The 13,726-nt window shown below is 75.3% G+C and carries 13 protein-coding genes; 6 read left to right on the top strand and 7 right to left on the bottom strand.

What is annotated here, in order from left to right:
- Positions 1-111 precede the first annotated feature (111 nt).
- The 3 genes from LUW75_RS22110 to LUW75_RS22100 form a co-directional block, all read right to left on the bottom strand.
- A complete protein-coding gene (locus LUW75_RS22110) occupies positions 112-3,297 on the bottom strand; it encodes an AAA family ATPase (RefSeq protein WP_250337166.1) in 3,186 nt (1,061 codons plus the stop codon).
- Positions 3,294-4,472 (bottom strand): exonuclease SbcCD subunit D, encoded by a 1,179-nt coding sequence (locus tag LUW75_RS22105; RefSeq protein ID WP_250337165.1) that lies wholly within the window; start codon positions 4,470-4,472, stop codon positions 3,294-3,296. The genes LUW75_RS22110 and LUW75_RS22105 overlap by 4 nt, the downstream gene beginning before the upstream one ends.
- A 136-nt stretch (positions 4,473-4,608) precedes the next feature.
- A complete protein-coding gene (locus LUW75_RS22100) occupies positions 4,609-5,235 on the bottom strand; it encodes a YigZ family protein (RefSeq protein ID WP_250337164.1) in 627 nt (208 codons plus the stop codon).
- A gap of 735 nt (positions 5,236-5,970) precedes the next feature.
- Between LUW75_RS22100 and LUW75_RS22095 the strand changes: the two genes are divergently transcribed.
- The 4 genes from LUW75_RS22095 (at position 5,971) to LUW75_RS22080 (ending at position 9,154) form a co-directional block, all read left to right on the top strand.
- Positions 5,971-7,383, top strand: a complete 1,413-nt coding sequence (locus LUW75_RS22095) for an MFS transporter (protein WP_250337163.1) — start codon at positions 5,971-5,973, stop codon at positions 7,381-7,383.
- Between the two features lie 594 nt (positions 7,384-7,977).
- Entirely contained in the window at positions 7,978-8,475 is a 498-nt protein-coding gene (locus LUW75_RS22090) for a hypothetical protein (RefSeq protein ID WP_250337162.1), read from the top strand.
- A gap of 176 nt (positions 8,476-8,651) precedes the next feature.
- Positions 8,652-8,912, top strand: a complete 261-nt coding sequence (locus LUW75_RS22085; protein WP_250337161.1) for a type II toxin-antitoxin system Phd/YefM family antitoxin — start codon at positions 8,652-8,654, stop codon at positions 8,910-8,912.
- Positions 8,909-9,154 (top strand): type II toxin-antitoxin system RelE family toxin, encoded by a 246-nt coding sequence (locus tag LUW75_RS22080; protein ID WP_250337160.1) that lies wholly within the window; start codon positions 8,909-8,911, stop codon positions 9,152-9,154. Before LUW75_RS22085 ends, LUW75_RS22080 begins: the two co-directional genes overlap by 4 nt.
- Positions 9,155-9,289: 135 nt before the next feature.
- Here the strand turns inward: LUW75_RS22080 and LUW75_RS22075 are convergent, their stop codons facing one another.
- Positions 9,290-9,631, bottom strand: a complete 342-nt coding sequence (locus LUW75_RS22075) for a hypothetical protein (protein WP_250337159.1) — start codon at positions 9,629-9,631, stop codon at positions 9,290-9,292.
- Between the two features lie 35 nt (positions 9,632-9,666).
- Between LUW75_RS22075 and LUW75_RS22070 the strand changes: the two genes are divergently transcribed.
- Positions 9,667-10,287 (top strand): integrase core domain-containing protein, encoded by a 621-nt coding sequence (locus tag LUW75_RS22070; protein ID WP_250337158.1) that lies wholly within the window; start codon positions 9,667-9,669, stop codon positions 10,285-10,287.
- Between the two features lie 95 nt (positions 10,288-10,382).
- Here the strand turns inward: LUW75_RS22070 and LUW75_RS25045 are convergent, their stop codons facing one another.
- Positions 10,383-11,123 (bottom strand): hypothetical protein, encoded by a 741-nt coding sequence (locus tag LUW75_RS25045; RefSeq protein ID WP_462933769.1) that lies wholly within the window; start codon positions 11,121-11,123, stop codon positions 10,383-10,385.
- Between the two features lie 175 nt (positions 11,124-11,298).
- On the opposite strand from LUW75_RS25045, the gene LUW75_RS22060 reads away from it, so the two are divergent.
- Positions 11,299-11,712, top strand: coding sequence for a CoA-binding protein (locus LUW75_RS22060; RefSeq protein ID WP_250337157.1), 414 nt, complete (start codon positions 11,299-11,301; stop codon positions 11,710-11,712).
- An 11-nt stretch (positions 11,713-11,723) separates the two neighbouring features.
- Here the strand turns inward: LUW75_RS22060 and LUW75_RS22055 are convergent, their stop codons facing one another.
- Both LUW75_RS22055 and LUW75_RS22050 read right to left on the bottom strand, forming a co-directional pair.
- Complete coding sequence (locus LUW75_RS22055) at positions 11,724-12,923, bottom strand: sugar ABC transporter permease (protein WP_250337156.1); 1,200 nt, start codon at positions 12,921-12,923, stop codon at positions 11,724-11,726.
- Positions 12,920-13,702: an ATP-binding cassette domain-containing protein gene (locus LUW75_RS22050; protein ID WP_250337155.1), complete on the bottom strand. Its 783-nt coding sequence runs from the start codon at positions 13,700-13,702 to the stop codon at positions 12,920-12,922. Before LUW75_RS22050 ends, LUW75_RS22055 begins: the two co-directional genes overlap by 4 nt.
- Positions 13,703-13,726 lie beyond the last annotated feature (24 nt).

The following is a 13,726-nucleotide window of genomic DNA, read 5'->3' as shown; positions in this document are numbered from 1 at the left end:
GTCAGCCGCCCGTACCGTCCGTCAGCCGCCGGCCCCGCCCGCGCCGTCCGGTCGGCCACCGGCCCCGCACCCGTACCGCCCGGTCGGCCAGTGGCCCCCGCGCCGAGCCCGTCAACCATCGGTCCCCCCGCCCGTCCGGAGGCGTACGCGGGAGCCGTCGCGTCCCTTGACGAGCTCCAACTGCGTGGGGATGCGGCGGCGCAGGTCGGGGACGTGGCTGACGATGCCGACGCTGCGGTCCCGTTCGCGCAGTCCGTCCAGGACGTCCAGCACCTCGTCGAGGGTCTGTTCGTCGAGGCTGCCGAACCCCTCGTCGATGAAGAGCGTGTCGAGTCGGACGCCGCCCGCCTCGTCGGTGACGACGTCCGCGAGGCCCAGCGCCAGGGCGAGGGAGGCGAAGAAGGTCTCGCCTCCCGAGAGGGTCGCCGTGTCGCGTTCGGCGCCGGTCCAGGCGTCGACGACGTGCAGGCCGAGGCCGGCGCGTCTGCCGCCGCTGCGGGCGTCGGAGTGGACGAGGGTGTAGCGGCCGGACGACATCCGCTGCAACCGGGCGGTGGCCGCGGCGGCCACCTGTTCGAGGCGGGCGGCCAGGACGTACGACTCCAGGCGCATCCGCCGCTCGTTCTCGGCGGAGGTCCCCGCGGTGAGCCCGGCGAGCCGGGCCACCCGGTCGTACTCGGCGCGCAGCGGACCCAGTGCGCGGACCTCGTCCGCCAACCGCGCGGAGAGCCGGTCGAGTTCGGCGCACCGGTCGCGGTGGGCGGCGAGCGCAGCGGCGGCGGCGCGCACGGCCCGCTCGGCGTCGTCGTGGGCGGCGGCCGCGGCGGCGACGTCGACGGGCGGTCCCCCGGCGGCGGCGCGGGCGGCGGGCTCGGCGAGCCGGTCGGCGACGGCGGCGGCCTCCGCCCGCCAGGCGTCGGCGCGTCGCTGGAGATCGCGTCGCACGGCGTCGTCGAGGAGGGCCGCCGCGGCGGCGTCCGGCGTGGCGAACCCGGCGCGGTACGCGGCGTCGGCGAGCCGGCCGTCGGCCTCCTTGAGGCGCTGCGCGGCGGCCTCGGCGGCCCGTACGGCGTCGGCGGCGGCGTCGAGGGCGGCCGCCTCGCGCTCCAGTACGGCCGCCCGGTGGGCGACGGTGCCGCCGCCGTCGCCGAGGACGCGGGCCAGGTCGGCCTCGCGTGCCGCCTGCTCCTGGTCGAGCGTCTCGCGCCGGGAGGCGCGGGCGGCGGCCAGCGCCTCCAGCCGCCGCCGCTCCTCGACGCGCCGGGCGTGCTCCCGCTCGGCCCGCTCCAGCGCTTCGCGCGCGGGATGGCCGTCGGCGGCCAGGTCGCGTGCCCCGGCGTACTCGCGCTCCAGCCGTGCGACGAGGTCCTCCAGCACGGCGACGGCCGGGCCCTCGGCATCGGCACGGCCCGGGTCGCGGTCACCTTCGTCGTCCCGGTCCGGGCTGCGGTCCCCGGCGCCGGCCCGGCCCGCGGCGCGCCCCCCGCCGTCGCCGGGGTCGGGCGACGGCCGTTCGGCGGCCTCCGCGGCGGCCGCCGAGAGGGCCTCCCGTACGGCGGCGAGGTCCCGTTCGGCGCGGGTGCGGGCCTCGGCGGCGCGGGTGTGCGCCTCGTACGCGGCGTCCTCGGCGGCGCGGTCGACGTGGTCGGCGGTGGGCCGCGCGGGTGCGGGGTGCTCGGCGGAGCCGCAGACCGCGCAGGGGGCGCCGTCCTCCAGGCGGGCGGCCAGTTCGGCGGCGATGCCGCGCAGTCGGCGTTCGCGCAGGTCGAGCCAGGTCTCGTGGGCGGTGGCGGCCTGGTCGCGGGCAGCCGCCAGGCGGGTGCGGGCGGCGGCCGCGTCGGCGGCGAGGGCGTCGCGGCGGCGGGCGGCGTCCAAGCGGCGGCGGGCCGGGGCGAGCCGTCCGAGCAGGTGCTCGGCCCGGGTGGCGGCCTCGCGGGTGGCGTCGACCCGGTCGAGAAGGTCGCGCCGGGCGCCTTCCCAGCCGCCGAGCCAGGCGGCGGCCTCCCGCAGGGCCTGTTCGTCGGCGCGGTCCTGCCGGTCGAGGTCGGCGCGTTCGCGGGCGATGTCGGTGAGGCGCTGTTCGGCGCGGCGGGCGGCGTCCAGGCCGCCCAGCTCCCGGCGGCGGTCGCGGGCGAGACCGGCCAGCACCTCGGTCCCGGCGCCGGCGAGGCCGCCGGCGGGACCCTCGGGGAGGGGGCCGGGCGGGAGACCGGACAGGGAGCCGGGCAGGGCGGCCAGGGCGCGGTCGCGGGCGGCGGCCGCGGCGCGGTGGTCGCGTTCCGCCTCGTCGCGCAGGGCGAGCGGCCCGGCCACCCGCTCGGCGGTGCGGGACGCGTCGAGGCGGGCCTGCCGGGCGTCGTGCTCGGCCCTGCGCTCCTCCAGCGCGGCGGCGCGGCGACGGGCGTCCTCGTACCGTTCGCGGAGGGCGGCGAGGTCGCGCCGCTCGTCGAGGGTGCGGCGGGCGGCGGCCTGCCGGTCCTCGGCGGCGGCCAGGGCGAGGCCGGCGGCGTCGAGGGTCTCGCGGGCGCCGGAGCGGGCGACGGCGGCCCAGCCGAGGACGGCTTCGGCGAGGCCGGGGGCGCCGGGTTCGCCACCGGGCGCGGGCCAGTCGCCGGCGGCGCCGCCGGCGGCCTGCGCCATGCGGTGGGCGAGGGCGAGCAGCCGCTGGTCGCCGTCGCGGACCCGGCGCTCGGCGGCGCGGCGCAGCTCGGCGAGGCGCTCCTCGACGGCGGCGAAGCGGCGGGTGCCGAACAGCCGGCCGAGGAGCCTGCCGCGCGCTTCGGCGTCGGCGCGCAGGAAGCGGGAAAAGTCGCCCTGGGGCAGCAGGACCACCTGGCAGAACTGGTCGCGGCTCATGCCGAGGAGCTGGGCGATCTCCTCGCCTATCTCCTGGTGGGAACGGCTCAGTCCGTTCCAGGCTCCGGTGGACGAGTCGTACTCGCGCAGCCAGGACTGGGCCTTCTCGGTGGTGAAACCGCTGCCGCGCTTCTTGGGGCGGAGCTGGGCGGGTCGCCGGGTGATCTCCAGGCGGCGGCCCGCGACGGTCAGGTCGAGGACGACCTCGGTGGCGGTGCCGGCGGGCGCGTGGTCGCTGCGCAGCGAGGCGCCGGGGGACTGCCGGGCGCCGGGGACCGATCCGTACAGGGCGAAGCAGACGGCGTCGAGCACGGAGGTCTTGCCGGCGCCGGTGGGGCCGTGGAGGAGGAACAGGCCGGCGGCGCAGAGCGCGTCGAAGTCGATCTCCTGGGCGGTTCCGAAGGGGCCGAAGCCGGTGACGCGGAGCCGGTGGAGCCTCATCCGCCCACCTCGCGCTCGCGTACGGCGAGGTCGGCGCGGACGTCGGCGAAGGCGCCCCGCAGGACGGCCCGTTCCCGGGCGTCGGGGCCGGCGCCGCCGCGGACGTGGGTCACGAAGTCCTCCGCGATCTGCTGGTCGGTGCGCCCGCGCAGGCGGCGGGCGTAGGAGAGGAGGTCGTCGGCCGTGTCGGGGCGCTCGGGGTCGAAGACGAGGCTGAGGGTGTGGGGGAAGCGCCGGGCGAGCCGGGTCATGGGCTCGGCGGGGCGTACGGGGTCGGTGAGGACGGCCTCGACCCAGGCGTCCTCGTGGTGGTCGAGGGCCGGGTCGGCGAGGAGGTCGTCGAGGCGGCCGCGGAGGCGGGCGAGGCGGCGTGGGACGGGGCAGTCGATCCGCTCGGCGGCGACGCGGCCGTCGGGTGCGAGGTCGACGAGCCACATGGTCTTGCGGTGCCGCCACTCGGAGAACGAGTAGGCGAGGGGGGAGCCGGAGTAGCGGACGCGGTCGGTGAGGGCCTGGGATCCGTGCAGGTGGCCGAGGGCGACGTAGTCGACGCCGTCGAAGACGCCGGCCGGTACGGAGGCGGCCCCGCCGACGGTGATGTCCCGTTCGCTGTCGCTGGGTTCGCCGCCGGTGACGAAGGCGTGGGCGAGGACGACCGAGCGGGTGCCGGCCGGGCGGGCCGCGAGGTCGGCGCGGACGCGGTCCATGGCGGCGGTCAGCACGGCCCGGTGGGCGGCCTTCGGGGCGCCGAGGCGCTGCCGTACGAGGGCGGGTTCGAGGTAGGGCACCCCGTAGAAGGCGACGTCGCCGTGGGGCGGGTCGGGCAGGACGACGGGGGTGCCGATGCCGTCGGGGTCGGTGCGCAGGTGGACGCCGGCGCGTTCGATGAGACGGGCGGCGACGCCGAGGCGGCGGGCGGAGTCGTGGTTGCCGGAGATCATCACCGTGGGCACGCCTGCTTCGGCGAGCCGGTGCAGGGCGGTGTCGAACAACTCCACGGCGGTGAGCGGCGGCACGGCGCGGTCGTACACGTCGCCGGCGACGAGGACGGCGTCCACCTCGTGGTCGCGGACGGCGGCGAGGAGGTGGTCGAGGAAGGCGGCCTGGGCGTCGAGGAGGCTGACGCGGTGGAAGGACCGGCCCAGGTGCCAGTCCGATGTGTGCAGAAGTCTCACGGTTCCGCTCCGCCCCCCTGTGCCGCTGTACCGCTCCCCGGCCTCCCGGCCGGTAGGCAAGTCTGCCATCCGTAGGGGGGTTCCCCGTTCACGGGCGCGGCGGCCGTCCGGCGTCCGCGCGCGGGGAGGACGGGGGTCAGCCGTCGCCGTACGCTTCGCCGCCGAGCTCCAGCGCGGCCGTGCCCGCGGTGGCGTCGGCGAGCCAGCCGCGGAAGGCGTCCACGTCGGCGTCGGGCAGGCCGACCTCGATGCGGACGGCGTCGGCGTACCGCACGTCGCGGACGGACCGGCCGGCGGCGCGCAGGTCGTTCTGGAGCCTGCCGGCCCGCTGGTGGTCGACGGTGACGGTGGCGAGCCGGAAGCGGCGGCGGGTGACGGTGCCGACGGCGTCGAGGGCCTCGCCGACGGCGCCGCCGTAGGCGCGGATGAGGCCGCCGGCGCCGAGCTTCACGCCTCCGTAGTAGCGGGTGACGACGGCGACGGCGTACCGCACCTCGCGCCGCAGCAGCATCTGGAGCATCGGCACGCCGGCGGTGCCGCCCGGTTCGCCGTCGTCGCCGGCCCTCTGGACGGCGGCGTCGGCGCCGATCACGTACGCGAAGCAGTTGTGGGTGGCGGTGGGGTGTTCGCGGCGGACGCGGGCGACGAAGTCCTGGGCTTCCCGCTCGGTCGCGGCGGGGGCGAGCGCGCAGAGGAAGCGCGACCGGTTGACCTCGGTCTCGTGGACGCCCTCGCGGGCCACCGTCAGGTACTGCTCCTGCATCCCGCCACCCTAGATGATCGATTCCAGGAGGTCGGTGATCGAAGGCGGTCAGCTGCGGGCGTCACCGGCCTCAGCCCGACGGACGACAACATCACTCATGGCCACACTCTCGCAGGCCGATCCGCCGGAGCGAAACTTCCTACGATCGTCCAGCGACCCCTTGGAATTGATCATCTCGTCGCGTCGCCCCTTCGGTCCGCTCGCTGCGGCCCCGTCCGTCCCGTGGGGCCGCGGGTCCCCTCCCGCCCGGCCCCGTCTGGCGGCGCGCTCCGCGTCGCCGCTTCACACCCCGCCGCGACCTGCACCGACACCGGCCGCCAACCGCAGCGCGGGGGTGATGCGACCGCTCCGGCCCGTCAGGCCCGTGGGTTCCGACGGCAACGGCCGAATCGGAGTCGCCCCGAAGGACGGGAAAACTTTCGCTTCGTCCGTCCGCCTTCGTCGGACCGCCGCGGCCCCGCGGCACGGACAGGTCGGGACGGGTATGTCCCGGCACACCGTCTAGGGTGGAAGTGCTCCCGTCCCCGGTCGACCGGACGGCGGTTCCGAGCGGTCAGGCGATGCGGGCCCGTACCGGCCCCCGCTCTCCCGACACCCATCGGGTGTCCGTCCCGGCAGCACCTGCGCCGTCCTTCGGCTTCCCGCCCCCTTCGCTGCCCCCGTTCCCCGCCGCACACTTCACCCGCACCCGCGCTCCGGCTCGGGACCACCGTCACGCGACCAGGGGACACGCACATGACCGCACGACCGCACCCTCGTACCTGGGTGCTGCTCGCCGTGTCGGCGGGGGTGTTCTGCATCCAGCTGGACGCCTTCGCCCTCAACCTCGCCCTGCCGCGTATCGGGGCCGACCTCGGCGCACGGGGGGACGGAGCGCGGTGGACGGTCAGTGCCTACCTGCTGTCCACCGGCACCCTCATGCTCGGTGCCGGCCGACTCGGCGATCTCCTCGGCCGCCGCAGACTGCTCGTCTGGGGTCTGTCCCTCTTCGGTGCCGCCTCTGTGGTGTGCGCGCTCGCCGGCAACCTGCCCGTGCTGGTCGCCGCGCGCATCGTCCAGGGTGCCGGCGCCGCCATGATCATGCCGGTGGGCCTGTCCCTGCTCACCAACGTCTACCCCGAGCACCTGCGCGGCCGGGCCAGTGGTCTCGCCCTCGGCGTCGGCGGCGTCGCCACCGCCTGCGGCCCCTTCGTCGGCGGCGTCCTCACCGAGACCGTCTCCTGGCGCGCCGTCTTCTGGCTCAACGTCCCCCTCGCCGTACTCGGCGCCCTGTGGGCCTCGCGCGCTGCCGAAAGCCTCGACAGCACAGCGCCGCGCCACATCGACTGGCGCGGCCTGTCCACCGTCACCGGCGCGCTCGCCGTACTCGCCGTGCTCCTGGACCGTGTCCAGCGCGGGGCGGCCCACCACGAGGTGGTCCTTACGGCCCTGCTGTGCGCGACGCTCCTCGGTGCGTTCGTCCACGTCGAACGCCGCGCCCCGCACCCGCTGGTCGGGCTCGCCCTGTTCCGCAACGGCCCCTACGTCGCCCTGACGCTCGCCGGCGCCGCGGCCAACACCGCGACGGTGATGTTCCTCTTCGTCGTCCCGCTGTCCCTGCAGGGCCCGTGGGGTCTTCCCGCCGTGGCCGCCGGCACGGCCTTCCTCCTGCCCGCCCTGGCCATGGCCGTCGCCGGCCCCCTCGCAGGGCGCGTCACCACCCGCGGCGCCGCGCCCGCGATGGCCGCCTGCCTCGGCGGCGGCGCCCTCGGTCTGCTCGGGTTGGCCCTCGCCCCCGGTCTTCCCGCGTATCTGGTCGCCGCCACGTTCTGCGGCGCCGCCCTCGGGCTCGCCAACGCCCTCACCCTCGTCGCCACTCAGGGCATCGTCCGCCCCGAACGCGCCGGTGAGGCATCCGGCGTCACCAAGACCGTCACCACCGTCGCCGCCGGCCTCGGCATCGCCCTCGCCGGCTCCGTCACCGGCCACGACGCCCCGGCCGCCGAAGCCGCCGCCCGTACAGTGCTGCTGGCCACGGCCGCCACCTGCGCGACCGCGTGCACGGTCCTGCTGTCGTGGATGCGCACCGTACGCATCCGGGCCCGGCGCGCGGGAGTACGGGACGCCGGCAAGGGGCCTCTCCGGCAGGCGGGGAGCGTGCCGAAGTGACGGGGCCGACCGCATCGGCCCGCGCGCTGTCGACGCGGTTGGTGGGTGGCCGCCGAGTGCGGCGCGGCGGCGGCGGTGGTCGCAGGTGTGCGGGAAGCCCGCCGGGCCGCGGTTCGCCCGGTGTCGCCGGCAGGGGGCCGCGGGCAGGCCCGGTCGTGAAGCAGAGCGCGGTCGAGGTATCCGGCCTCGCCGTCGGTCCGCGGCCGGTGGACGCACGCGGGTTCGCCGGTCGCGTCGAGGTCCGCGTGGGCTTGCCGCGGGGCGGCCCTGCGTCGCCCGGCCGGCCGTCAGCGCTCCTCGGGGCGGGGCCGGGGTCGCCTCCACGCCGACCGGCGGCGGGTCCGAACACGAGCCCGACCGGGACGCCGGTCAGCGTGCCTGTAACAAGCCCCGTGCTGCGGGAGAGCACGCCAGCTTCCTCGCTGCGGGCTGGTCTGCCATTGCGCTGGACAGGGCGGTCCGGCGCCGTTCACACCTCAGCCGACGTCTCGGGAACGGGTTTTCGGCCGTCCTGGCCGACTGGCGCGTCGCTCGTGCGGATGGTGGAAGAGCAAAAAGCCCCGGACTCCGGTCGTCGCGACGACACTGCGGTCCGTGTCTTCTTCCTCCGCACCGCGCCGGGCCCGCCTGCTCGGCGCCCTCGCCCTCCTGACCACCGTCTTCGTGAGCGGCTGCTCCACCGACTCCCCGCCGCAGCACTCCGAGCGCCTGCAGAAAGCCGCCGGCCTGAAGACCTTCCACATCGAGACCACCGAGGACCTGTGGGAGAAGACATCGGACCAGACAGGCAGGGGCGGCCCGGACCTGGAGCTGAGGACCACGGTCAAGAAGCTCGACAACGGCCTGGTCCGAATCGAGCTCACGGGGGTGACCCTGGCGAACTACCTGCGGATCCTGGACTACATGGCCCACGGCGGTACGGACTCGAAGAACTTCGGCCGGCACCGCAGCGCCGAGTCCGTCCGCATGTACGACGAGATCGCCGGCGTACTCGACGGCGTCACCAAACGTCCCGACCCGAAGGACCCGCCCCCGCGCGTCGTCGTCGACGACGCCTTCATCGACGCCAAGCACACGGATTCTGCGAAGTAGCGGACTTGGCGCACCGCCGACCGCGGCCGACCGCCGCCGCACGACCAACGGCACGGCTACGCCCCCGTACCCAGGCTTGCGTGGAGGGGGCCGGTGAGCCATGCCCTGCGCATCGTCGCTCTGGCACCGACCCCGGCGCGCCGTCGGAAGGTGCACACCTTTGTAAGGTGGTGTGCATGACGGAGACGACCTACTCGATCGTGGAAGCCCGTGCCCGGCTGGGGGCCATCGCGCGCGAGGTCAGCGTCACCCGCGAACCGGTCGCCATCACCGACCACGGGCAGACCGTCGCGATACTGGTCAGCCCCGCCGACGCCCTGGAACTTCAAGAACTGCGGGCCCTGGTCGCCTACCGCGACCGCCAAGACCGCGGCGAGGACGCCGGCGTCCCGCACGACGAGGCATACCGGCGCGTGTTCGGCGAGGACGAGGCGTGAGGTACGAGGTCATCTGGGAACCCGAGGCCCTCACCCAGGCGGAGCGGCTCGCCAAGGACGACCCCGCCGGGGTCCGGCAGGTGTTCACCGCCGTCGACCGCCTCGCCGACGACCCCCGGCCCGACGGCGCCTTCGGAGCCGGCGGCGTACTGCGCATCCATGTCGGCCGGTACCGGGTCAGGTACGAGGTCGACGGCCGGCACATCCGCGTCAGCGTCATCCACCTCGGCCGCGTACGGTGACAGCGCAAGGCCGCCCGGCGCGACCGGGCGGCCTTGCGCATGTCCCCGAGGAGTTCGGCCGGCCCCTCCCGCAGGCGGTCGCCCACGCCCCGTACGGCCCCGCCCGGCCGGGCGGGGCGGGTGCCTCCTGGCTGTTCAGTGGTTGCTCGGGCCGGTTCCCTGCTCGGGTTCCGCGTCCGGCTCGTCGTCGGACGGGGTGTCCTGCGCGGCGGCCGGGGTGTCCGGGGTCGGGATGTCCGGGGTCGGGATGGAGCGGTCGTCGAGGGTGACGGTGATCGGCTGGCCGGTGGGGGTCAGCGCGGTCAGGTTCTCCTCGATCCGCTCGTAGAGGGTGGTGGCGAGCTCCTGGTCGCCGTCACCGTCGCCGACGGTGTGCGTGATGGAGCGCAGGCTGATCAGCAGGGCGATCAGGGACCGCCCGGACAGGAGGGCGGCGCGGATCCGCTCGTATCCTTCGTCGGCGACCAGCGGCGGCACCCGGAAAGTGCGGGTGGCGCCCGGCGTGGGCGGTGATGAATTCCCAGACGTCGCGGTGGCACAGGAGGCTGGCGGAGCGAGCGCTCGACCTGGTTGGCCGTGACTTCGTCGCCGCCGTCCCGGACCGCTGCTGGGTGGCGGGCTTCACCCACGTGAAAACGCGGTCCGCAGTCGTCCTCGTCGCCTTCGTCGTGGACACCTTCTCCCGCCGGATCGTCGGCTGGTCCGCGGCCACCGTGAAGGAGACCGTTTTCGTCCTGGACGCTCCGGTGACGGCGATCTGGCAACAAGCCCGAGGCCAACGGCCGCTGAAGCCAGGCGAGTTGGTTCACCACTCGGGTGCCGGGTCGCAGTACACATCGTTCAAGCTCGCCGACCACCTCGAGACCGCCGGCATCGCCGTGTCCATCGGCTCGGTCGGCGACGCGTACGACAACGCCCTGATGGAGTCCACGATCGGCCTTCACAAAACCGAGTTGATCGAGCCTCGACGGCCCTGGAAGACGCTCTCCCAGGTCGAGCCGGCCACCGCCGAGTGGGCCGACTGGTACAACCACCGAAGACTCCACGGTGGGACAGGCCACGTTCCGCTTGTCGAGTGCGAAGCCAACTACTACACCGAACTCCCGAAACTCCAGGTCACAACCCCAGTCTGAGATCTCTATGGAACCCGGGGCGGCTCGCCCCCGGTCTTTCCGCCTGTCTGGTCGCCGCCACGTTAACTCCAGGTCACAACCCCAGTCTGAGATCTCTATGGAACCCGGGGCGGCTCGCCCCCGGTCTCTCCGCCTGTCTGGTCGCCGCCACGTTCTGCGGCGCCGCCCTCGGGCTCGCCAACGCCCTCACCCTCGTCGCCACTCAGGGCATCGTCCGCCCCGAACGCGCCGGTGAGGCATCCGGCGTCACCAAGACCGTCACCACCGTCGCCGCCGGCCTCGGCATCGCCCTCGCCGGCTCCGTCACCGGCCACGACGCCCCGGCCGCCGAAGCCGCCGCCCGTACAGTGCTGCTGGCCACGGCCGCCACCTGCGCGACCGCGTGCACGGTCCTGCTGTCGTGGATCTAGCCGCGCCCCGGGGCGGCCTCCCCCCGCGGCGTCCTTCGCCGCCTGCTCGTCGAGGCGGCGCAGGGCGTCGTCCCAGGCGGGCGGGAGGTCGTCGGTGGTCGTCTCCCAGAAGGCGAACGTGGAGCCGCGCATCACCGGCCGGAGGCCCTCCATGATCCCGCGGTGGGGTTCGGCGCGGGCGTAGGCGTACAGGGCGTCGCGGCCCCGCCAGGCGGAGAGCGTGTAGAAGGTCCGCTTGAGCGGCCGGGCGACGAGCGAGGCTCCATAGGCGCCGGGCGCGGTGGTGACCTGCCGCCAGGCGGCGAGGGATCCGAGGAGGAAGCGGGGCACGTCCGCGAGGGAGCGGACCTCGAAGCGCGAGGCCATGACGAGGGCGGGGGCGTGGGCGGGGGCGGGGGCGGGGCTGGTCCAGGGCAGGGTGGGCACGGTGGGGTCCTTTCGGCGGGCCGCGGGTGGAGGCCCCGGCACAAACGGATAGTGGCACTACCTATAAATAGATAGTGCCACTATCCACCCTGCGTGTGAAGCGGCTTCCGGAGCGCGGGGCGCCGTAGCCTGGTCGTCCGCGGGGGGACGGCCCCCGGACAGACGGGAGACGGCAGTGCACGGCGACACGGAGACCATCCGCAAGATCCTCACCGAGGCCGGCGACACCTGGGCCGTGGTCGGCCTGTCCGCGAACCGGTCGCGGGCGGCGTACGGCGTGGCGGAAGTGCTGCGGCGGTTCGGCAAGCGGGTCGTACCGGTGCACCCGAAGGCGGAGGCCGTGCACGGCGAGCAGGGGTACGCCACGCTGGCGGACGTCCCCTTCCCGGTGGACGTGGTGGACGTCTTCGTCCGCAGCGAGCTGGCCGGGGAGGTGGCGGACCAGGCGGTGGCGAAGGGCGCCAGGGCGGTCTGGTTCCAGCTCGGCGTCGTCGACGAGGAGGCGTACGCGCGGACCCGGGCGGCGGGGCTGGACATGGTCATGGACCGGTGCCCCGCGATCGAGATCCCCGCCCTCGGACTCGACTGAGCCGCCGGGCCCTACGCCCGGCCGTGCTCCCTGCGGACGCGCCTCGCCACGGTGTCGACGACGACGGCCGCCAGCAGCACCCCGCCGGTGACCATGAACTGGACGGCCGCCTCGATGCCCAGCAGGGACATCCCGGAGGCGATCGACTGGATGACGAGCATCCCCAGCAGGGCGGACCAGGTGGTGCCGCGGCCGCCGAAGAGGCTGGTGCCGCCGATCACGGCCGCGGCGATCGCGTTCATCAGCAGCAGGCTCGACCCGGACGTCTGGCTCACCGACGTGATGCGCGAGGCGAGGAAGAGCCCGCCGACCGCGGCCATGGTCCCGGACAGCGCGAAGACGGACACCCGCACGCGGACGACGTCGATCCCGGCCCGCCGGGCGGGCTCGCCGCCGCCGCCGAGGGCGTAGACCTTCCGTCCGTACCGGGTGCGGCGCAGCACCAGGTCGAGGCCGGCGACGACGAGGAGGAAGGCGAGCAGGGCGAGCGGCAGCCCCTGGAACCGGTTGAGCACGTGTGCGGCGGAGAAGGCGACCAGCGCCACCGCCCCGGTCCGCACCGCGATCTCCGCGAGCCGCCGGTGCGGCATCCCGGCCGCCCTGCGCCGCCGCCGGTCCCGGTGGAAGACCAGGAAGCACAGGACGGTGCCGGCCGCCGCCAGCCCGTACGCGGCGGCGACCTCGTGGAAGTGGTGGCCGGTCAGCCCGCCCAGCAGGCCGTCCTCGTCGAGGTTGACGGTACCGCCGGCGCCCAGGACGTACAGCATCAGGCCGTTCCAGCCGAGGAGCCCCGCGAGGGTGACGACGAAGGCGGGCGCGCCCACCAGGGCGACGAGGAGGCCGTGCAGGGAGCCGATCGCGGTGCCGCAGAGCACGGCGATCGCGACGGCCGGCCACTCCGCCACGCCGTGCCGCACGTGCAGCACGGCGAACAGGGCCGCGGCGAGGCCGCTGACCGACCCGACCGACAGGTCGATCTCGCCGATCAGCAGGACGAAGACGACGCCGACGGCGATCATCCCGGTGCCGACGATGTCCACGCCGAGGTTGGAGAGGTTCCGCGGTGCGAGGAAGTTGCCGTTGAGGAGCTGGAAGACCGACCAGATCACGAGGACGCCGACGACGACGGGCAGCACGCCCGGCTCCCCGGCGCCCAGCCGCCGGCCGGCCGCCTCGACGCCCTCCCCCAGGACCCGGCGGAGGCCGTTCACCGCTCCCCCCTCCGCGCGTGCGGGGCGCGGCGGGCGGCGCCGGGGTGGCTGGTGACCCCGGTGACGGAGGAGACGATCTGCTCCTGCGAGGCGGTGCCGACGTCGAAGACGCCGTTGTTGCGCCCCAGGTGGAGGACGGCGACGCGGTCCGCGACGGCCTTCACGTCGCCCAGGTTCTGACTGATCAGCAGCACGCCGGCGCCCCGGTCGCGGAGCTTCTCGACGAGGTCCAGGAAGCGGCTGGTCTGCTGGACGCCGAGGGCGGCGGTGGGCTCGTCGAGGAGGAGCAGCCGCGGCTCCCCGACGAGCGAGCGGGAGATCGCGACGGTCTGCCGCTGCCCGCCCGACAGGGTCGCCACCCGGGCCCGCGGGTCGGGCACGTGCATGGCGAGCGAACCCAGCAGGTCGCGGGTCCGGCGTTCCATCTCGACCTCGTCGAGGAGGCCCGCCCGGCGCAGCTCCCGGCCGAGGAAGAGGTTGCCGACGACGTCGAGGTTGTCGCAGAGCGCCAGGTCCTGGAAGACCGCGGCGATGCCCAGGGCGTGGGCGTCCCGGGGGCGCCGCACCCGCACGGTGCGCCCCTTCCACCGGATGACCCCCTCGTCGGCGGGGACGACCCCGGCGATCACCTTCACGAGGGTGGACTTCCCGGCACCGTTGTCGCCCATCAGGGCGACGACCTCCCCGGCGTCGACCTCCAGCTCCACGTCGGCCAGCGCCTCGACGGCGCCGAAACGCTTGCGGATGCCGCGCAGGGCGAGCAGCGGCGGGACCGACACCGGCGACCACCTCCTTCCCCGCCC

Origin of the sequence: Streptomyces sp. MRC013, from assembly GCF_023614235.1 — a bacterium.
Classification (GTDB): Bacteria; Actinomycetota; Actinomycetes; order Streptomycetales; family Streptomycetaceae; genus Streptomyces.
This window is presented reverse-complemented; position numbering and strand designations above follow the sequence as displayed.

Bases quoted from the DNA above. Each gene is read 5' to 3' on its own strand.
- LUW75_RS22110 (WP_250337166.1), bottom strand. From the start codon at position 3,297: ATGAGGCTCCACCGGCTCCGCGTCACCGGCTTCGGCCCCTTCGGAACC.
- LUW75_RS22100 (WP_250337164.1), bottom strand. From the start codon at position 5,235: ATGCAGGAGCAGTACCTGACGGTGGCCCGCGAGGGCGTCCACGAGACC.
- LUW75_RS22095 (WP_250337163.1), top strand. From the start codon at position 5,971: ATGACCGCACGACCGCACCCTCGTACCTGGGTGCTGCTCGCCGTGTCG.
- LUW75_RS22085 (WP_250337161.1), top strand. From the start codon at position 8,652: ATGACGGAGACGACCTACTCGATCGTGGAAGCCCGTGCCCGGCTGGGG.
- LUW75_RS22070 (WP_250337158.1), top strand. From the start codon at position 9,667: ATGAATTCCCAGACGTCGCGGTGGCACAGGAGGCTGGCGGAGCGAGCG.